Source organism: Mycoplasmopsis gallinarum DSM 19816 (genome assembly GCF_000621085.1).
GTDB lineage: Bacteria > Bacillota_I > Bacilli_A > Mycoplasmatales > Metamycoplasmataceae > Mycoplasmopsis > Mycoplasmopsis gallinarum.
On record NZ_KK211211.1, the window covers coordinates 178,344 to 199,050 of the forward strand.

The 20,707-nt window shown below is 24.8% G+C and carries 18 protein-coding genes; 10 read left to right on the forward strand and 8 right to left on the reverse strand.

Going from position 1 to position 20,707, the window contains the following annotated elements; genetic code table 4:
• Positions 1-118: 118 nt before the first annotated feature.
• A complete protein-coding gene (locus Q346_RS0103575; protein WP_027333097.1) occupies positions 119-1,486 on the forward strand; it encodes a dihydrolipoyl dehydrogenase family protein in 1,368 nt (455 codons plus the stop codon).
• A gap of 240 nt (positions 1,487-1,726) precedes the next feature.
• Here the strand turns inward: Q346_RS0103575 and Q346_RS0103580 are convergent, their stop codons facing one another.
• The 3 genes from Q346_RS0103580 to Q346_RS0103590 all read right to left on the reverse strand — a co-directional run bounded on the left by Q346_RS0103580 (position 1,727) and on the right by Q346_RS0103590 (position 5,571).
• Positions 1,727-2,041: a thioredoxin family protein gene (locus tag Q346_RS0103580; RefSeq protein ID WP_036438111.1), complete on the reverse strand. Its 315-nt coding sequence runs from the start codon at positions 2,039-2,041 to the stop codon at positions 1,727-1,729.
• A gap of 81 nt (positions 2,042-2,122) precedes the next feature.
• On the reverse strand, positions 2,123-4,042 hold the full coding sequence (gyrB, locus tag Q346_RS0103585) for a DNA topoisomerase (ATP-hydrolyzing) subunit B (protein WP_027333099.1): 1,920 nt from the start codon (positions 4,040-4,042) through the stop codon (positions 2,123-2,125).
• Positions 4,043-4,167: 125 nt separating this feature from the next.
• Positions 4,168-5,571 (reverse strand): DUF2179 domain-containing protein, encoded by a 1,404-nt coding sequence (locus Q346_RS0103590; RefSeq protein WP_027333100.1) that lies wholly within the window; start codon positions 5,569-5,571, stop codon positions 4,168-4,170.
• Between the two features lie 146 nt (positions 5,572-5,717).
• Between Q346_RS0103590 and Q346_RS03990 the strand changes: the two genes are divergently transcribed.
• From Q346_RS03990 to Q346_RS0103615, 5 genes are read left to right on the forward strand one after another with little or no spacing between them, the layout of a single operon-like run.
• Positions 5,718-6,611 carry an alpha/beta fold hydrolase gene (locus tag Q346_RS03990; RefSeq protein WP_051521815.1) on the forward strand — a complete coding sequence of 298 codons (894 nt, stop codon included), beginning with the start codon at positions 5,718-5,720 and terminating at the stop codon, positions 6,609-6,611.
• Positions 6,611-7,537, forward strand: a complete 927-nt coding sequence (locus Q346_RS0103600; RefSeq protein WP_027333101.1) for an HpyAIV family type II restriction enzyme — start codon at positions 6,611-6,613, stop codon at positions 7,535-7,537. The genes Q346_RS03990 and Q346_RS0103600 overlap by 1 nt, the downstream gene beginning before the upstream one ends.
• Positions 7,527-8,336, forward strand: coding sequence for an NAD(+) synthase (nadE, locus tag Q346_RS0103605; protein ID WP_051521816.1), 810 nt, complete (start codon positions 7,527-7,529; stop codon positions 8,334-8,336). The genes Q346_RS0103600 and nadE overlap by 11 nt, the downstream gene beginning before the upstream one ends.
• Position 8,337: 1 nt before the next feature.
• Positions 8,338-9,084: a YebC/PmpR family DNA-binding transcriptional regulator gene (locus Q346_RS0103610; protein WP_027333103.1), complete on the forward strand. Its 747-nt coding sequence runs from the start codon at positions 8,338-8,340 to the stop codon at positions 9,082-9,084.
• On the forward strand, positions 9,074-10,126 hold the full coding sequence (locus Q346_RS0103615; RefSeq protein WP_051521817.1) for a ZIP family metal transporter: 1,053 nt from the start codon (positions 9,074-9,076) through the stop codon (positions 10,124-10,126). The genes Q346_RS0103610 and Q346_RS0103615 overlap by 11 nt, the downstream gene beginning before the upstream one ends.
• A gap of 317 nt (positions 10,127-10,443) precedes the next feature.
• Here Q346_RS0103615 and Q346_RS0103625 read toward each other — a convergent pair whose 3' ends face one another.
• The 5 genes from Q346_RS0103625 to Q346_RS0103645 are packed head-to-tail and all read right to left on the reverse strand — an operon-like array spanning position 10,444 to position 15,906.
• Entirely contained in the window at positions 10,444-11,076 is a 633-nt protein-coding gene (locus Q346_RS0103625; protein WP_036438114.1) for a ribonuclease HII, read from the reverse strand.
• A gap of 19 nt (positions 11,077-11,095) precedes the next feature.
• Positions 11,096-11,989, reverse strand: coding sequence for a hypothetical protein (locus tag Q346_RS0103630; protein ID WP_027333106.1), 894 nt, complete (start codon positions 11,987-11,989; stop codon positions 11,096-11,098).
• Complete coding sequence (locus Q346_RS0103635; RefSeq protein ID WP_027333107.1) at positions 11,989-12,906, reverse strand: RluA family pseudouridine synthase; 918 nt, start codon at positions 12,904-12,906, stop codon at positions 11,989-11,991. Before Q346_RS0103635 ends, Q346_RS0103630 begins: the two co-directional genes overlap by 1 nt.
• A gap of 6 nt (positions 12,907-12,912) precedes the next feature.
• Positions 12,913-13,752: an HAD-IIB family hydrolase gene (locus tag Q346_RS0103640; protein ID WP_027333108.1), complete on the reverse strand. Its 840-nt coding sequence runs from the start codon at positions 13,750-13,752 to the stop codon at positions 12,913-12,915.
• Between the two features lie 30 nt (positions 13,753-13,782).
• Positions 13,783-15,906, reverse strand: coding sequence for a helix-hairpin-helix domain-containing protein (locus tag Q346_RS0103645; protein ID WP_027333109.1), 2,124 nt, complete (start codon positions 15,904-15,906; stop codon positions 13,783-13,785).
• Between the two features lie 132 nt (positions 15,907-16,038).
• Here Q346_RS0103645 and Q346_RS0103650 point away from each other — a divergent pair, with 132 nt between their 5' ends.
• From Q346_RS0103650 to Q346_RS0103665, 4 genes are read left to right on the forward strand one after another with little or no spacing between them, the layout of a single operon-like run.
• Positions 16,039-16,308: an HPr family phosphocarrier protein gene (locus tag Q346_RS0103650; protein WP_027333110.1), complete on the forward strand. Its 270-nt coding sequence runs from the start codon at positions 16,039-16,041 to the stop codon at positions 16,306-16,308.
• A 24-nt stretch (positions 16,309-16,332) separates the two neighbouring features.
• A complete protein-coding gene (locus tag Q346_RS0103655; protein ID WP_027333111.1) occupies positions 16,333-17,283 on the forward strand; it encodes an ABC transporter permease subunit in 951 nt (316 codons plus the stop codon).
• Positions 17,283-18,350 (forward strand): ABC transporter permease subunit, encoded by a 1,068-nt coding sequence (locus Q346_RS03995; protein ID WP_051521818.1) that lies wholly within the window; start codon positions 17,283-17,285, stop codon positions 18,348-18,350. Before Q346_RS0103655 ends, Q346_RS03995 begins: the two co-directional genes overlap by 1 nt.
• 7 nt (positions 18,351-18,357) lie before the next feature.
• A complete protein-coding gene (locus Q346_RS0103665; RefSeq protein ID WP_027333112.1) occupies positions 18,358-20,562 on the forward strand; it encodes an OppA family ABC transporter substrate-binding lipoprotein in 2,205 nt (734 codons plus the stop codon).
• Positions 20,563-20,707 lie beyond the last annotated feature (145 nt).

Below are 20,707 nucleotides of genomic sequence, written 5' to 3' on the forward strand. Positions count from 1 at the left end.
ATGAATTTAGTTCATACTTTTTTGTTTTTAAAATTAAATTATGCTATATACTTCTAAAAAGTTGATTTTTGGCTAAAAAAACACTAAAAAATTAACTTTTTGTAAAAGAGGTGAAATAATGAATTATGATTTAATTATTATTGGTTGAGGAAAAGGCGGTAAAACTTTAGCTTCTCAATTGCCAGAAACTTGAAAAATTGCTTTAATTGAAAAAGATCCAAAAATGTTCGGAGGAACATGTATTAACATTGGTTGTTTACCTTCAAAAAGTTTAGTGAATGACGCACATTTAATTGCAAAAATGAATGATTTTCATATTGAAAGAAATTATGAAATCAACAATAATTTTTTTAAACAAGCAATTCAACATAAAAATGATTTGGTTTCGTTTCTAAATCAAAAAAATTATGAAAAACTTGCTTTTAAAAGTAATGTTGATATCTACGTTGGAAATGCTTCCTTTATAAATGAAAATCAAATTCAAATTAAAGAATTAAGCGGAAAGATTTTAAATATTTTTGCGTCTAAAATTATTATTAATACAGGAGCAAAAACCAGAAAACTAAATTTTGATTCAAGTTGAGACACCAGAAACATTATTTATAGTGAAGAAGCGCTTAATTTAAATGAATTACCTAAAAAGTTATTAATTGTAGGAGCTGGATTCATTGGCCTTGAATTTGCTTCTTTTTATGCTAATTTCGGTTCTGAAGTAGCTATTTTGCAAAATAATAATTTATTTTTACCATCAGAAGATGAAGACAATGCACATGAAATTTTAAAAACTTTAAGCGATCAAAATATTTCAATTAATTTTAATTCACAAATTTTAGATTTAAGTGAATTTAATGAACAAACTAAAGTCACTTACACAAATGGTGATGAAGTTATCACTGAGATTTTTGACAAAATTTTAATTTCAATTGGAAGAATTGCTAATGTTGAAGATTTAAATTTAGCAGCTGCCAATGTTGAACTCAATGAAAGAAAAGAAATTAAAGTTAATGACTACTTACAAACTTCTAATCCAAATATTTATGCAATTGGAGATGTTAAAGGTGGCCCACAATTTACTTATATTTCACTTGATGATAGTAGAATTGTTTTTAATCATTTAAATAATGATTTATCTTATTCTTTGAAAGAAAGAAATTTAATCCCTATAGCTACTTTTATTTCGCCAACTTATGCAAGAGTTGGATTAACTGAAAAGGAAATAATAAATAAAAACATTCCTTACAAAAAGAAATTTTCTAATGTTGCTTCGATTCCAAAAGCAAGAGTAATTAGAGAAACTGAAGGTTTTGTTAAGATTTTAATCGATGAAAATGATTATATTATAGGGGCTTCTTTATTTATGCCTAATGCAGAAGAAGTAATTAATTTAATTGCGGTCGCAATCAAAAATAAAATTAAATCTAAAGAATTAAAAAATTTTATTTACACTCATCCAACAATGACAGAGTCACTAAATGAAATTTTGTAAATATTTAAAACTGAAAAAAACAAACAAAATTTAAGAAATTGAAAATCTTCAAATTTAAACTTGGTTGCGAAAAATTGGTAAATCAATTTTTTGTAACCAAGTTTATTTTTATATTTTCTTATAAATATTTCTTTAATTAATCTCAAATTTTTTTACCCGTGTTCGCAAATTTAACGCTCTTTTGAATGTTAAAATTGCAAACTCGGAAATTAATAAAAAAACATGAAAATTTTTCATGTTTTATTTTAAATATTCTTTAAATTTTTGGCTGAAAACAGGGTATGGTTCATATCCTAAACCTTGTTTAACAATTTCTCCGTTTTTAATGATAAATCAGTGTGGAATTGAATTAACTTTATATTCTTTTGCTAATTCAATATTTTTATCAATGTCAATTCTATAAACATTAACATTATCTTTTTCACTTAATTCATCCAAAGTGTGTTTAAACATTTTACATGGACCACATCAAGTTGCATGAAATACTAAAACATGGTCATCTTTTTTTGGCACGACAGTTTCTAAATATTCTGTTGCATTAATTTCATGAAGCATTTTTCTCTCCTTTATTTTTCTAATTATAAAACTAAAAAGTGCAATTTTTAATAAAAATTAATTAAAAATTGCACTTTTTTATTAAATATCGATATTTTTTACATATTTAGCGTTTGCTTCAATAAATTCTCTTCTTGGTAAAACATCTTCTCCCATTAAAGTAGTAAAAATTCAATCTGCTTGCGCTGCATCTTCCACTTGAACTTGCAACATTTGTCTTGAATTTGGATCCATTGTGGTTTCTCACAATTGTTCTGGATCCATTTCCCCTAGTCCTTTATAACGTTGAATATTAATTTTGATATTTGGATTTAGAGATTGCATAATCTCTTCTTTTTGCTCGTCATTATATGCATAGTGCACAACTTTATTTTGTTGTATTTTATATAATGGAGGTTGAGCAATAAAAATGAAACCATATTCAATTAAAGGCCTAAAATAACGGTAGAAGAAAGTTAATAATAAAGTTCTAATATGCGCTCCGTCAACATCCGCATCAGTCATAATAATAACTTTATGATATCTTAACTTATTAATATTAAAATCTTCGCCAACTCCTGTACCTAAAGCTGTAATCAATGATTGAATTTCAGCATTAGCAAAAATTTTCTTTGCTTGATTTTTTTCCACATTAATTACTTTACCTCTCAAAGGCAAAATTGCTTGAGTAACTCTGTCCCGCCCCATTTTTGCTGATCCACCAGCTGAATTACCTTCGACAATATATAATTCACTAATTTCAGCATTTTTTGAAGTACAATCTGCCAATTTTCCTGGCATAGATCCTGTATCAAAAACTGTTTTTCTTCTAGCTGCATCTCTTGCAGCTAAACCTGCTAATCTTGAACGTTTAGCAGCTAAAGCTTTTTGTACAATCAATTTGGCTTCATTAGGATTTTCTTGTAAATATCTTTCTAAAGCTTCTGAAAAGACTTTATTCACTGCAATTCTTGCATCTTTGTTTCCTAATTTACCTTTGGTTTGTCCTTCAAAAATAGGGTTCGTATGTTTAACTGAGATAATTGCAACAATACCTTCTTTGACATCTTCTCTTGTTACTTTATCATCATCAGTTTTAATTAAATTAGCTTCTAAAGCATAATTATTAATTAATCTTACCAATGCATCATAAAAGCCACTTTCGTGAGTTCCACCTTCAATTGTAATAATGTTGTTTGCATAAGAAACAACATTACCGGTAATTTTTTCATTATATTGAACGGCAACTTCAACTTGAACCGCAGGTTCATCATGATAAGAATATTCACCATCAGCATAAATAATATCGTGATTAATTATTTTTTGACCTTTATTTAATTCAGCGACGTAATCAACAATTCCACCTTCAAAATAAAATTCATTGAATGAATTGTCTCTTTCATCTTTAACACTAATTCTTAAACCTTTATTTAAGTAGGCAATTTGTTTAGCATGATCAACAATTACATCTTTGTCAAAATCATTTTTTTCCATTACACTGAAATCAGGATGAAATTTAACTTTTGTACCAGTTTCATTAGAAGTTAAATTTTCTATCACTTCGAGCTTGCTTACTACATTACCTCCATTTTGGAAATGTGTGTAGTAAAGCTTATTATTTCTTTTAACTCAAACTTCTAAATCATCACTCAAAGCATTTACAACACTAGCTCCAACTCCGTGTAATCCACCAGAAACTTTATAGCTTTCTGAATCGAATTTTCCTCCAGCATGTAAAACTGTGAAAACTGTTTCTACTGTTGATAAACCTGTTTGTGGGTGAATGTCAGTTGGAATACCACGACCATTATCAGAAATTACAATGTAATTGTCTTTTGTTATTTCAATTTCAACTTTATTAGCATAACCAGCCATTGCCTCATCAACTGAATTATCAACAATTTCTCAAATTAAGTGATGAAGACCCTTAATACCGGTAGTTCCAATATACATACCAGGTCTAACTCTAACCGCTTCTAATCCTTCTAAAACTCTAATATTTGAAGCATTATAATTTGACATTTTGCCTCCTTATTTAATAAACTTATAATTAGTATATAAATATACTAATTATACAGCAAAATTTGTTTTTTAGTCCTTGTGACACTTCTCGAGATAATAAAAATCACGCTTGCACGTGATTTAAATTAGAATTTGTTTTCAGGTAAATATAGATTACCATCAATTGAATCAACACTACTAATTGTAATTAGAGCATTTTTGTCCACTTCTCTAACTTTTTTAATTAAACGTGGCACTTGTTTATACAAAGTAATTGATGATAAAACTTTGGTTTTTGCTCCTGAATAACCACCGATTCCTTCGGTAATGGTAAAACTATTAATGGTTTTTTTATCTTTAATAATTGCTTTTTTAATTTCTGACATATGTGGAGAGTGAATTTTACATTGCACAATTTTATATTTAGGAAATAGTTGATTAAGCACAATAATAAAGACAAAATTACAAATAAAAGTTGAAATTAAGTTAGGTGAAAAATAAAGCGCGGTATTTCATCTAATTTTAATTAATTGACTTAAAACTGCCACATCTTCTGCTGGTAATTCATAAGGCATATTATTTAATTTCAAATTAGATGGATTATTTAATAAATTATTAATGTCAGTTAATAATAAACTTCCGGCTAAATAAGTTCCAATTACCACTGAAAACACAATAATAATTAAATTAATATAACCGTTAATTGTTCCAAAGTTTTTGTGTTTAACTGTTGAATAATACTCGCCAATAATTCCTGTAACTCCCGCTGAACCACCAATAATTGCAATTACAGCAAAAAAGAAAGCAAGCATTCATCCATAAGCACAAGAGAAAATAATTTGGGCAATAATGTTACCACCATCATTTCATTGAATTGGAATTAAGTTTCAAATATCTCTTTTGCTATATCAAAGAGTTTCAGCTATTGCATTTCTTGTATTTTCACTAATGTTAGCATGATCAAAATTACCAATAATATAAATTTGGTTAGCAGCTGGAATTTGTCCAATTAAGAATGAAACCAAACTACTAATAACTAAAAATTCTAAAGTTAATAAAGTAAATTGTTTTCCAACTTTTTTTCAACCTAAAATAAAAATTGGAATTGACAAAATCAAATAAGCAATTCAGAATAAAGCATGGTCAATCGCATTATAAATTGCAGGCGTAATTGCCTCATTGTGTCTTAATAAAGTGTTTGTTAATTTTGAAATGGCTTGTCCTAATGCAGCTAAACCAAAATTATAAATCCCAGGATTTTTAACAAAAAAGACACCTATTACACCAAAGATTACAGCTAAACCTCCTGTAATAGTTACAATTTTTCATAATTCCATTGGTGCATAAAATCTTGAAAATTTTAAAACAAAATTAGATAATTTTGTGTACTTGTAATGAGTATTTTTTTTAGTAACTATTTCTTGAAAAGGTTGATCGTTTTCTTTGGTAAAAATATCAATTGAAGCATCATAATATTCTTCTTTTTTGGAAGTTTTTGGTTTTTCTTCTTTTTGATTTGAAACTTTTGTTTCTAAATCTTCGTTTTTCATTGAACCTCCTTCTTTTAATAAATCAAAATAAAAAACATTTCAAAGTAGTGAAATGGTTTTTATTAAATGATTATTATTAAAAAATGAAAATAAAAATTAATTATTTATATAATATATTATTACTTAATTTTTTGTAATATTTTTATATGCAACTTAACTATTTAGATGTGAAAAATTACCATATTCCTGTTTATATTTTGGATAAAAAATCTGATACAACTTTATTATGTTTACATGGTTTAAATTCAAGTAGTGATTTTATAAAACCTTTAATTGAATTTAATAATAATTTTAATATTGTTGCTCTCAATTTTCCTGGTTCAAAATATTTTGCTCAAACAAAAGTTGATGAATTAACTTTAGAGTGATGAACTGAAGTCGCTAAAGAAGTTTTAAAGAGAATTAAAACTAAAAAAATTGTTTTATTAGCTCATTCAATGGCTGGTGGAGTGGCTGTCGAAATTGGCAATGATCCAAGAATTGAAAAAATAATAATGCTTGCAACTATTAATCCAAACATGGTTAACACTTCTGCCTATTCAGTTTTAGAAAAAATTATTTCGCCAATTAATACCGTTAATAAAATATTAGGCAAAACAATTAGTACTATTTCTTCTAAGTTTAAAAAAACAGCACCATTATTAGAAACTTTTGGTAATCAAAGTCTTTGAGTTAATCTATTAAAATCTTATGTTTTAAATTCAGAATTTATGAAAGAATTAGATGATAAATATCATCAATTAAGTTCAAAAATGATTTTTATTGTTGGCTCAAAAGATAATATTATTGGCACTAAAGAATTTATAGATTATGCTAATAATTTAAACGTAAATCATTTAATTATAGGAACTTCTCATTCGCCAATTAAAGAGCAGCCAGAACTAATAATGAATTTTATTTCTCATCTTTATAACGGAAAAAAACGTCTTTTTTGACAAAAATTTTTTATTTTAAAAAAACATGAAGAAAAACGGAATATAAATATAAGTGAGAATAAAACCGATATCAAATTTTCATATGAAGAAAGGGACATTGAGTAATGAATTATCAAGAATTTGAAATTAATTTAAAGAATAAATTAATATCTGGAACTGGACCTAAAATGTTAATGAAAATTTTAGATGCCCCTTTCAGATATGACAGTTTATTAACTCCATTTAATTTAAATTTAAAAATGGAACAAGGATTTTTAAGATCTCAAGAAAATAAATATTATTCATTTATTAAGGAATTGTGTAATTATTTCTTTTTAAATAATCAATTTGATTCATTAGAAAATAAATACACTTTTATTAAAAAAGAGGAAAATTCCGAAACTAAAGAATTAGTTTTTACTGAAATAAAAATTAATTTTGATTATGTTTATGCAAAAAATAATGAAATTATTGTGATAAGACAAAAGAAAAGAGATATTTTTTCTAAAAAAGAAATTTTAAAAATAGTTGATAAATTTTTTAATGATTTGGAAAATTTTGCACAAAATAATAGTGAAGTTAAAATTAAGGGATATTTGTGATTTGTAGACAATGAATATCAAAGAAATTTTGATATATTACAGGAAAAATTTAAATTTGGTCTAAAAAATAATTATGAAGCTAATTTTGCATATTCAACTAATTTATTTGCTTATTTAAATAATGAAGATTATTGATTAGAAGTAGAAAGAAACTTAGAAAAATTTAAAAAGAATAATTATGATGATTTTCTTAAGCTTCCTAATTTAGACAGTGATAAAGAAACCTTAGAATTTATGACTAAAATGTCTAATAAATTATGAGAAAAACTAACTTCACCAGAAGAAATTTATATGAAAATTAGATCTTTGATTTTCAATTTAGAAAATCCTCAATCTAACTTTTTTAAAGCTATTAAATTAAGAGAAATTGCAAATCAAGCATCTGATGAAGATGAATTAAAAAATAAATTAATTGAATATGGCCAAAGTGAGAATAATTATGAAAAATAAACATATTATTACAAATTTAATTAATTCAACTAAAATCGAATATGATCAAAATTTATTAAAAAAATATACTAATTATTTAATTAATTTTATTCAACAAAAAGTTAAAAGAGCTAAAGCAAAAGGGGTAATTTTTGGCCTTTCAGGTGGAATAGATTCAGCCCTTATTGCTGCACTTGCAAAAAAAGCATTTCCTAATAACTCTTTAGGAATTATTATGCCTATTGATGAAATGAAAAAAGATTTAATTCATATCGAAGAATTGAAAAATAATTTGAATTTGAATATTCAAACTTTTGATCTATCAAGCCAGTTTGATTCTTTTATGAATTTAATGCCAGAGCTTAACAAAATGGCTAAAAGCAATATAAAACCTCGTTTGCGTATGACAACTTTATATGCTCTAGGACAAAATCTAAATTATTTAGTTTTAGGTACTGATAATTTAGATGAATATTTTATTGGTTATTTCACTAAATATGGAGATGGAGGGGTAGATTTATTGCCAATTTCACATTTATTAAAAAATGAAGTAAAATTAATGGCAAAATATTTAAATGTGCCTGATTCTATAATTGATAAAGCTCCTTCCGCCGGATTATGAGAAGGTCAAACAGATGAAAATGAATTAGGATTTAAATATCAAGATTTGGATAATTATTTACTAGATCCAAAAAGTATAAAAGATAAACATATATTAGATAGAATAAAACATTTAAACAAAATATCACAACATAAAAGACGGGGAGCATATCGTCCTTTGTCTATTCAACAATTTATTTATAAAAAAGGAGAAAAATAATATGGCTGGTCATTCAAAATGAGCTAATATTAAACACCGTAAGGGGGCACAAGATGCTGCCAGAGGAAAAATTTTTCAAAAATTATTTAAAGAAATTTATGTTGCTGCAACTGGTCCAGCAGGCGCAGATCCTGATACAAATCCAAACTTAAAATTAGCTATTTCAAAGGCAAAAAGTAAAAATATGCCAAAAGCAAATATTGAAAGAGCATTAGCAAAAGCTAAAGGAGAAGCTAAAGATGGAGCTGCTTTTGTTGAAACAATGTTTAATGCAACAATCACTGGAGGAGCAACCTTTTTAATTAAAACCTTAAGTGATAATATGAATAGAACCAAATCAAATATGGCGGCTTACTTTAACAAACAAAATGCTGTTTTAGGTAAAACTGGCCAAATTCCTTTCCAATTTGATCACAAAGGAATTTTGGAAATTGCAAAAAACTTGATAGGTGAAGATGAATTAACAATGGTTGCTCTTGAAAATGGCGCTGAAGATTTAGAAGTTAATGAAGATTCATATATTATTACTACTTTACCAGAAGATTTTGCACAATGTAAAAATGCGATTGAATCACAACTTAATATTAATGACTTTATTCAATGTGAAGTAACTTATATTCCAAATTCAATGGTTACTTTTGATGAAGAAAAAAGCGCTAAAATTAGTGAATTTATCAATAAATTGGAAGATGACGATGATGTTCAAGAAGTTTTCCACAATATTGAATTAATAGACAATGAAAACTAATGATTTAGATCTTTGATTAATCCAAAATTTTGGATTTGGTAATGAAAACTTAGCAAAGTTTACCTTCACTTTATTAGTTTCTTTAATTATTTTAACTATACCTATTTTAATTAGTTTAATTTTTCCTTTGATTACTAAAGGTAGATTAAGTAAAAAAACGACAGTTTTAATTTACGCTTTTGTAACTGGTTTTTTTATTTGTATGGCCTTATTTGGTTTTGCCAGAGAATCATTAGAAACTGTTACAACAAGAGGATTTAGTGATAAAAATTTAATCAATGCGCCAAAATGACAGCTATATTTAGTAAATATTACGATAGTTGGCGGTGGAATAGCTTTAGGTTTATCAATTGCTTATGGTTTAAGAAAACTTGGTACTATTATTTCAAAAAATAAAAATTTGATCAATGACCCTGAAGCTTCAGCTTTTATTCACTCTCACGAATTAAGTCATGACAATGATCATATTCATTATGCGCACGGAATAGCTCCAGATCATTCAGTTAAAAGACCTTATAAAGTTGATAATGCTTCACGAGCTGAAAATAAAGTTTTAGCTTTATTACTTCTTTTAACTCATAGAATCCCAGCAGGAATATTGATTGGCTATAGTCTTAATGCTTTTTTTGTTAGTTCTAATACTTTGCAATTCGGAGGATTAAGTTTAGCTTTTATGATAAGTTTCATACTTCATTTAATTCCTGAACAAATTATTTTTTATTATAGACAAAGAGAAATGGGAATTTCAAGATTGAAGGCAAGTTTATGAACTATTGGCAGTTTGCTATTGTTTTTCCCACTAATGCTTATTGGAATTTATTTAGGTAAATATTTAAATGAATATTGATATTTAAATGCTCTAATTAGTGCTATTGTTGCTGGAATATTCTTATTTACAGCAGTTGTTGAATTTTTACCTGAATTTTATCATTCACATCATGACAAGAAAATTTTTAGACTTGTAATGTTGATTTTTATGCTTGGAATTGTCGTATGTGCAATGATTTTAAGCTTTCACGAACATGGAACTTTTAATTTTTAAAGTATGATTAGTCATACTTTTTTTATTTAAATTTTTCAAAATCTATAAACACAATATAAGGAAAATAGTCGCGAAAAGAAAAAAATAAACTAGTTCATCAAAAATGGACAAATAAATTTTTGTCCCCTAGTTTAGTTGGTTTTATTCTGTTTATTATTTTTCTTTATTCTGTAGAAAATTTATTTTTTAATTCCTAAATACAATTTTCTATTTCCAAAATAGCGAGTATTTCTTTAATGAATGTTTCTTCAATTTTTCCTGTCTTGTGTGTTTTATTTCCTTGCAATCCTTCACCTAAATTTAATAACCATTTTTCATTATCTATTTTCTTTATTTTTGTTAAAGATTATTAAATTTTCAATTACATTTTTATAAGAAAGTCTATGAATAGGACAAATTCCAAATTCTTGAATCTTTAAATTATGCTCTTTTGTGGCATAGCCTTTATGTTTGACAAAATTTCAACTTGGAAATTTTTTATCATATTCTTCTATCATTAAATTATCTCTTGTAACTTTAGCCAAAATTGAAGCTGCCGCAACACTTAGGCTTAATGAATCTCCTTTTACTAAATTCAATTGTTCAGTTTCATTAATATTTTTTAATTTTTCAAAATCTGTAATTACTAAGTTTCAATTTTCTTTTAATTTTGTTGTTATTTCTTGCATTCCTCAAATAGAAGCTTGTTTGGGGTTCATTTTATCTACTGTTTTGGCATCAATTACTAAAATTTCATATTTTAAAGCTTCTTTTTTTATTATTTCAAAAACTTCATTTCTTCTTTTTTCAGTTAACTTTTTACTATCATCTATCATTTCATTTTGATAATTTATGGGAAAAATTACACCTGCTACAACCAATGGTCCGGCGCAACATCCTCTGCCAGCTTCATCTAAACCTAAAATGTATTTTGATTCTTTTCAATATTTTTCATCTATATTAAATTTCATAATTTAAAAAAGCATCAAATTATTCTGATGCTTTATCTCCTGTTGAATCTTCATTTTTCATTACAATATCTAAAATTGCGTTTATTAATTCTTCTTTTTCTAATTTTTCAGGTTGAAAAATATAAAGTTTATTTGCAATTTCATAAAGTTTTTCATTTGGCACATTAACCAATCTATCATATTGAGTTTTTCTTTTTTGTTCCGCTTCATTTAATTCAACTGTTTCTCTAATTGAACCTTGTTCATTTTTGTTATTTGAAACATTAATGCCAAGAGATGAAAACAAATTATTTAATTCACTATTATTTTTCAATGAATTCATCATTTCTTGAGTTTTTTCAAATTGAAAACTAATCATAAAAATTACAGTTAAGAAATTTAAAGCTCTAATTATTATTAAATATAAAAGAATGTTAACTATTAATAAAATTATTTCAAAAGACAACAATAATTTGTAAAGCAACAAATCAAAAAACGTTCTATTCATTAATAAAACAATTAAATTTCAAATTTCTAGGCAAATTATAAAAAAGATCAAATTAAAAGAAATTCTTGGTAAAAATTGAAATGATTTTTTTTGATAACTTTTGACAATCGATAAGATTACTCTTGCCATAATAATTAACATTAAAATGAATTGAATAAGTGGCTTTCTCATTAATAAATCTCAATAAACAACGACAGGAGAAATTTGTGAATTTTGTATATAAAAACTAATTTCACTTTGAACTGATTGCATTGTAACTAGACCATAAATAGTGTAAAATCCATATAAAGTTAGTACAATAAAAGCAATTGCTAAAAATAGAATTATTGGTAATCTAAAATGCTTTTTTTCTAAACTTCATAACTTTTGAACACTTTCTGGTTGTTTGACTTCAGAAAGTTGTTTTCATTTATTAATAAAAATCATTAGTCTTTCCTTTCCTGAGTTAATTGAGAAAAATCATAATCACTAATAGAAAACTCTGCTGGAATTGGCGCGAAAATTGTTAATAATTCATTGGTAATAGGGTGGTTAAATTCTAGTTTATATGCGTGTAATCTTTGTCCGAAATCATCTACTTTTTTACCATAAGAAGCATCCCCATAAACTGGATGTTTTATGTATGCTAAATGCACTCTAATTTGATGAGTTCTTCCGGTTTCTAAATCACATTTAACTAATGAATATGGTTGCTTTTCGTAATAGAAAGTTTTTAACAATTCAACATTTGTGATAGCTTCTTTCCCATCTTTTTTCACTGAAATTAATTTTCTATCTTTTTTACTTCTGCCTAAGGGTAGATTAATTTTTAGAAATTTGTTTTCTAAAATTCCATCTACTATTGCAACATAAGAACGCTTGATTTCATGAGTTTTTAACATCTCTGCTAGTTTTAAATGAGCTTCATTATTTTTAGCTATCAATAATAGTCCACTTGTATCTTTATCAATTCTATGTACTATTCCTGGTCTTAGCAAACCATTTTCATTTGAAAGATTTTTAAAATGATAAAGTAATCCGTTTACCAAGGTATCATCAAAATGACCAGGCGCAGGATGAACTACTAAATTAGAAGGTTTATTAATTACAACTATATCATTGTCTTCATAAATTATTTCCAATTCCATTTCTTTAGCATCAATATTAGTAATTTTTTCAATTAATTTATAAATATTAATCACATCATTTTCTTTAACCGTAAAATTCGGTTTACGTACTTGAATTTCATTAACACTAATTGCGCCCTCTAAAATTAAAGTTTTTGCATCATTTCTAGTAATTTCACTATTATCAGAAATATATTTATCAATTCTTTCTTTGTATTTAACTTCTAATCTAATCATTTAAATTTATTCCTCTGTCATTTCAAAATATTTTTTAATTGTTTTAGCAAATCCACCTTTTTTATAATTAAATTCAGATACAAAATCTGCTTGAATTTTAAAATTTTTCGAAGCATTTTTCATTGCGATTAATTTATTTACTACATTTTTAGCACTTGCATCATTCATTGAATCACCAAAATGATATGAATTATTTAAATCTCAATTTAAATAATTACTCAAGATTTTTTCAGCATTACCTTTTGAACAATTTTTAGCAGTCACTTCAATTAAAGAATTGTTTTTACCAGAAAAAGCAATTTCTAAATCATTTGCATAAAGTTTTTTTAATTCGGCTTCAAATTTAAACAAATTCTTTTTATTTTTGTGCATAAAAATCAATTTATAAATTGGTTCTTTGTAATTAAACTGACTATATCGATTAATTTTTCCTTTAAGTAATTTTAAAATTGTTTTCAATAATAAAGTTGTTGGATATGTTTTATTATAAAAATCAGAATTTACAATAGTTGAAATTTTACTTCTACGTGCAAAATTAATTATATTAACTACTAATTCATTAGAAATTGACTTTTCAAAAATTAATTTACCGTTAGCATAAACTTTAGAACCATTTCATAAAATACAATTTTGATCTGAATTAGCTGTTTTTAAAATATTTCAAGTTTTAGGTAAATCCCCTCTGCCCGTTGATACAACTACATTTATATTTTGTTCTTTTAATTCATTAATAATTTGTTTGTTTTCATTTGAAAAATAGTTTGGCTTTTTTCCTTTTGTTTTGCCATCTAATGTTGTCCCATCAAGATCAATAAAAATTGTTTGTGGTTTGCTTATTTTTTTCATTTATTTATTATATTAAATTTTAAATTTAAATTACTTTACAAATTCGCCCTTTAATTGATGCTTAGTTTTATCAATTTCTATGATTTTTAAAGTAATTTTTTGATTAGGTTTTAATATTTCTTTGAAATTTTTAAATGGTATTTTTGAACTATGAATCAAAACACTTTCTTTAATACCTATAAAAACAAATATTCCAAAATCAGTAATATTTAAAATGTTTCCTTCTAATTCATATCCGAGAGTTAAATCATCAAAAGTCATAATTTCACTTTTTAAAATTAAGCCTTCTTTTTCATCACGAATGTCTTTAAGCGGATTAATTAGAGCTTCTAAAATTAAATTAATATCATAAATTGAAGTGTTTAAATCTTGTGCCAATTCTTCTTTATTTACATTTTCTAAATCTTCATTATCAATATTATTTAAATCGAGATTTAATTTTTTAACTATTTTATAGGCTAATTCATAACTTTCGGGATGAACTGAAGTTTTATCAAAATATTCTTTTGAATTAAAAATTCTTAAAAATCCGATAGCTTGTTCATAAGATTTTTTACCTAATCCTTTTACATTTAATAATTCTTTTCGATTAGAAAATTCTTTAATTTCATTTCTATAATCAATAATTGATTGAGCTGTTTTTGCACTTAAACCTGAAACATAAGTCAAAATACTTTTTGTAGCAGTATTTAAATTTACTCCAACTAAGTTAACAACTTTATCAACTTTAAATTTCAACTGTTCTTCAAGCTCTTTTTGATTCAAATCATGTTGATATTGTCCAACTCCAATTGATTTGGGATCTATTTTTACTAATTCATTTAAAGGATCTTGAAATTTACGGCCAATATTAATTGCCGATCTTTCTTCAACACTTAAATTAGGAAATTCCTGAATCGCTACTTCTGATGCAGAATAAACACTTGCGCCAATTTCAGAAACTAAAGCAAACTTAAGATTTAAATTATTTGATTTGACAATTTTAGCAATTAATTCTTCTGTTTCTCTTGAAGCAGTTCCATTGCCAATAACAATTATGTCTATTTTATAGTCCTTTATTAAGGTTAAAATAACTTTTTCATTTTTATTATATTCGTGAAATAAAAAGATTTTGCTAATGTTTAAAACATTGCCCTTTTCATCTAAAAGAGCAATTTTGCATCCAGTTTTAAATCCTGGATCAATTGCTAGAATTTTTTTATTTTTAATGGCAGGTGCTAATAGCATTTCTTCGACATTTGTTGCAAATAATTTGATTGCTTCTTTTTCAGCCTTTGCAAATAAATCAGATTTAATTTCTCTAATTATCGAAGGATAGATTAATCTTTCTAAACTGTCAATTAGTGCTTCATTCAAGATTTTTCCTGTGGTTTTAATCTTAAAATATTTGTTGTTTAAATCAAACAATATTTTTTTCTCATTAAATTGGATATCATAACTAATGATTTTTTTATTTTCAGCTCTTGAAATTGCTAAAATACGATGGTTTTTAATGAACTTAACTTTTTCCGAGTAATCATAATATTTTTCGAAAATCTTCTTTTCATCTTCTGCATTTTTCTTAATTTTAGTTACTATTGTGCCAAAATTAATTAATTGATTTTTTACATATTCTCTGGTAGTAATATCCTGAGAAATTATTTGACTAATAATAAATTTAGCCTGTTCAATTGCAAAATCAATACTACTTACTTTATCATTTAAATATTTTTCAGCTTCTTTAAACGGATTAAATTTTGGGTTTGTTTCATTAAAAATGCTTAAAGCTAATGGTTCTAACCCTAATTGAATAGCCTCAGATGCTTTAGTTTTTTTACCTATTTTAAAGGGTTCATAAATATTTTCTAATTCAGACTTAGTTGTTGCTTTTTTAATATTTTTTAAAATTTCTTCGTTTAGCAAATCTCTTTCTTTTAAAATTTCAATAATACTTTCTTTTCTTTTGTTGAGTTCGACATTATAAATATATATTTCATTAATGCGTTGAATTTGTTCTTCGTTTAGTCCTTGAGTTTGACCTTGTCTATAACGTGCAATAAAAGGAATTGTTGCACCTTCATTAAGTAAATTTAAAGTCACTATTGCTTGTTCTTCAGTAATTTGCAATTCATTAATAACTGTTTTTAATGCTTCTTGGTTAAATGTTTTATTCATAATTGAGAATTTTAAAAAAATTAATAAAATATGAAAATTATTTTCCATAATTTATATTTATTATTTAAGGTATTTAATATATTGATTTTAATGGAGTATAATATACAAAAATATAAGTGTATATGAGGTATTATGAAAACATTTACTGTTAAAGTTAATAATCCTGCTGGATTACATGCTCGTCCTGCAACTTTCATCGCTGCTGAAGCTTCAAAATTTAAAAGTGATCTTCAATTAGTAATTGATAAAAATGGCAAATTTGCTAATTTAAAATCTGTTATGAATATCATTGCATTAACTATTAATAAAAATGACACAATTACAGTTAAAGCAAATGGCGACGATGAAGATAAGGCAATTCAAGCGCTTCATGAAGCATTCAAAGTTAATGAAATTATTTAATTATTTCATGTAGAAAGATACAAAATGAAATATTTCACTTATGTATCAAAACAACTTTTTATTTATTTTATTATTTTAATCATAACTATTTTTGGTAGTTATATTTTTTTATATTCATTTTTTAATAAAAATTATGAAACTAATCTTTTAAATCAATTTTTTAGTTTTATAAAAAACATTTTTAACCAAAGCCTTAAACCTTCTTCTATTTTTTTAAATAATTCTGGTTTTGAATCTGTAAATTTTTTAGTTTATAAATATTGAGAAATTTCAATGATTATTCTTGGTATTTCTTTTGGTATTTCATTATTTTTGGGAATAAGTATTGGTTTATATTTAGGATTTAAAGTTAATTCTCTAACTGAAAATGTTGTTTCTTTAATAATTTTTATATTTGCGGCTGTACCAACGTTTATTTTTGCACCAATTTTATTAAGTGTAGCTGAAATTAATGATATTCCTATTTTATATGTTGCGGACTCAGGTGCATTATTTTGGTTTCTATCAATTCTTTTGCCTATTTTGCTTTTGTCAATTATTCCAATTAGCTATATTGCTACAAATATTAAAACTTCTGTAATTTTAATTAGCAAGAGAGATTTTATAACTCAATTAAAAAGCAACGGAATGTCAAATTTAAGTGTCTTTTTTAAAGGGTATTTAAATCATCTTATTGCAAATTTAATCACTGAATTAATCCCCATTTATTTATTAATGAATTCTTTTTTGATTATTTTAGAAAAAATGTTTCAGATACCGGGACAGTCAATGCTGATTTTATTAATTTTTGAAACCAAAGATTTTAATGTTTTAGTATTTTTCATATCTATTCAAATAATTATCTTTCTTTTGTTTTCTTTTATTAGTACAACTATTTTTAATTACCTAACTTTAAATTATTTAAAAAATAACAAATTGATAGTTTTTAATTTGCAATTAAAATTTAAAACAACGTTTCAAAAAAGGAGAATTTAATGGAAAGATTAAAATTTGCTAAATCGCATGAGGTAATTTCGCCAACTGTTCCAACTAATTCTTTTAAATCTTTTTTGCATAGATTTTTTAGCAAAAAGATTAATATTTTAACATTTGCTATTTTAATTGTTCTTTTGCTATTTCTAATTTTAAGTGCTTTATTTTACCCTTATAGACCAAATGAAGAAGTTAAAGATAGTCCTCTTTTTTATAATCTACCCAATTATTTTGATCCTCTTGCTTTAAAGAAAGTTGAAGTTGATTCACCTTTTGCAACTTTATTAAGAGAGTGAAACGAAATTGATTCTAAAATTATTATTCAAGAAAAAACGGCCGGAGATAAATTAATTTTTTATTATAACCCTTATCGTTTGCTTAATGTTATTTATGGAAAAGAATTCATTTTGTTTTTCGGGACTGATAATTATGGTGTTTCAAGATTTAGTTTTTTAATTAATTCTTTGGTTATTACGCTGTTTTTAACATTTATTATATGCATAACACAAATGTTAATTGGCGCTTTTTTAGGAACATATTTAGGTTATTATCAAGAAAAAAATTGAGCTAAAATTAGCTATTTTACCTTTGGATTGTTTAATATTTTGCCTTATGTATTTTTAAATCTTTTTATTTTCAAACTTTTAGGTTTTAGTTATTGAAATTTTTATTTAGTTGTGAGTTTATTGGGATGAATCAACTTTTTTTACTCATCATATTCATTAACTCAAGAAATAAAGAATAATGAATACATTAACGCTTATAAAGTATCAGGTTTTTCGAATCAAAGAATTATTTGAAAAATTATAATCCCGCAAATTTTATGAAAAAACTTAAGTGTTTTTGCAGAAAATATTTCTTTAACTTTACTTGTGGCGTGTTCTTTAAGTTTTTTTAAAATTGATAATTTAAATTCATTTTTAACTTTAGGAAATGTTTTTAAAAAAATATTAGATGATTTTAGTAATATTCCATATTTAATTTTTGTTACTATATTTACTACTTTAATAATTGTTCTATTTAAATTTCTAAGTGTTAATTTATATTTGGCTACTATTGTAAAAAATTAGGAGAATAATGAAAAAAATAATAAAAAAAATGATACCAATCGGAATAATTAGTCCTCTATTTTTTACAATAAGTAATAGTTGCGATGTAAGACAAGCTAATCTTAAAGATATATATATTAAAAATTATAATGAGTCTAATTTTGTTCAAAATAATTATCTGATCAATAAAATTGGTTATCCTACTAACGATTTTGAAATTTTATTACATTCTCCTTTAATTAAATGGACTTTCCAACACAAAAGCAAATATGATTCATTGAATAAAGTTTTTTTCAAAAATTCTGTTAAATTTTTAACTTTTAATTTGGCTGAAAGAATTCAATTAATTATTGAAAAACCTAATTCTGATAATTTTGAAAGTTATGATTTCTACAAAGATGAAGTCGATCAAAGTTCGGTAGATCAAAATACTAATAATGGTATTGTTCGTATTTATGCTAATGATAATGAAAATATAAATAGCTTATTCTTTGAAGAAACCTTAAAAAAAGCTACTAAAATTAGGTTATTCATTCGAAATACTAATGAATCTTTAGATTATGTAAATTTTAACAATCAAAAAACTGGTGCTTCTGTTATTGCTAAAGATTATTGAAATTCAATTTCTCAAGCTTCTAATTATCAACAATATTTTGAGAAAAATTTAATTGAAATACCAACTTTAGAAAATTTGCTTAATCTTGGTGATAATTATTCCTTAACTTTTTCTCAGAAACCAGAATACTGAGATAAAGGGATGCAAAAATTCGTATTAAAAGAATTAACTAATAATTTAATTTTTAATCCTCTTTCATCTGCTGGTCTTGATAAATATGGTTCTGACTTTGCTACTAAATTAGAAAATACTTATTTTATAGGCAATTATATTGTTGCTGAATCTTCGCCAACTCAGTTAAGATTTACTAAAAATTTTCATTATTGAAATTTAACTTTTAGAAAACTTTTAACTAAATTAAGAGACATAGTTTTAAATTTTAACCCTGTTGAAATCGATATAGAAAGTTTTAGATTTCAACAATTTAAGGCTTTTAAGCAAAATTTAGTTTCAGAAGTGGATTACGATATTTTAAATTCTTCTCAAAAAGAAGAAGTAAATTTAAAAAATGTTGCTTTTGGTTTAACTTTTAACACTTCTTTTTTAAGTAATTTCAATACAAATAAATACTTTTATGATTTAGACTATCTCAAATCAAAAACTAATTTTAGTTTATTTGAAAAAATATTTTTTGGTATTGACAATTCTTTTGAATTTGAAAATTTCTTTAATTCTGAAGCTTTTGAACTAAGAAATTTATTAAATGTAATTTTAAATCCATATTCTTATGTTCAATTATTAGATAAAAATAATTATTGAAATTCCTATACACCACAAAATTTGGAAATTAATCAAATAAAAATAGTTGATTTAAAAGACACAATTAATAATCAATTACTTTATTTTAATAACTCATTAAATCAAATTAGTTTTTATGAGAATAAAAAATCTTTTTCTAGCAATTTACTAAACAATTCAGATGCTTTAAAAAACATTAAATATCAAGAAATTAAAATAAGAATTAAAGAACTTCTAGATGAATATTATGAAAGACACAACATTGATTTAAATACTAAAATTGAATGAATTATTCCTATTTATAGTCAAAAAACTTGATTAAGTGAGAAAAACTATCAACGTTTGATTGAATTAATTAATGCTTTGGATTCAAGATTAAATCCAAAATATCAATTTGTTAATAAACAAACTAAAACTTATTTACAATATTTAACTATCGATAATTTTGATAATTCTTTTGGGGAATATGTCATTAATTTATTTAAAAATTCATCATTACATTTGAGTGCATTGATAAATTCTTTTGAAAATAATTTTCAAACTAATAAAAATTTCAAATTACTTTTTGACAATTTTGTTATTTTAAAAGAAACTTTGTTTAATTATTTTTCTATTCAAAATTGGCAAGAATTTAACTCGTTAATAAAAAATTCTTTTGATTTAAATTCAAATAATGAACTTAAATCAAAATTGAATAACTTGTCTATTGATACACAAATGAATTTCATTAAATTGATTGATTTAATTTTAAACACTGGATTTAATGAAACTCAAATTTTAATTCAAAATGATTATAATAAACAATTAGTACAATATTTTTATGATAAGCCTTTATCAGATGAGGGATTAGTTTACTTCCAAGATATAAATGTGTATTAAAAAACAGGAAATTAAATTTCCTGTTTTTTAATAACAATTAAATTAATTAGTTTGTTGGTGCGTCGAATAATGGGTTAAAGAAGCTTTCTTGAACTTTTTCGCCTGCTGTATCAAATAATTGGAATGATACTCCGTATTTTCCATC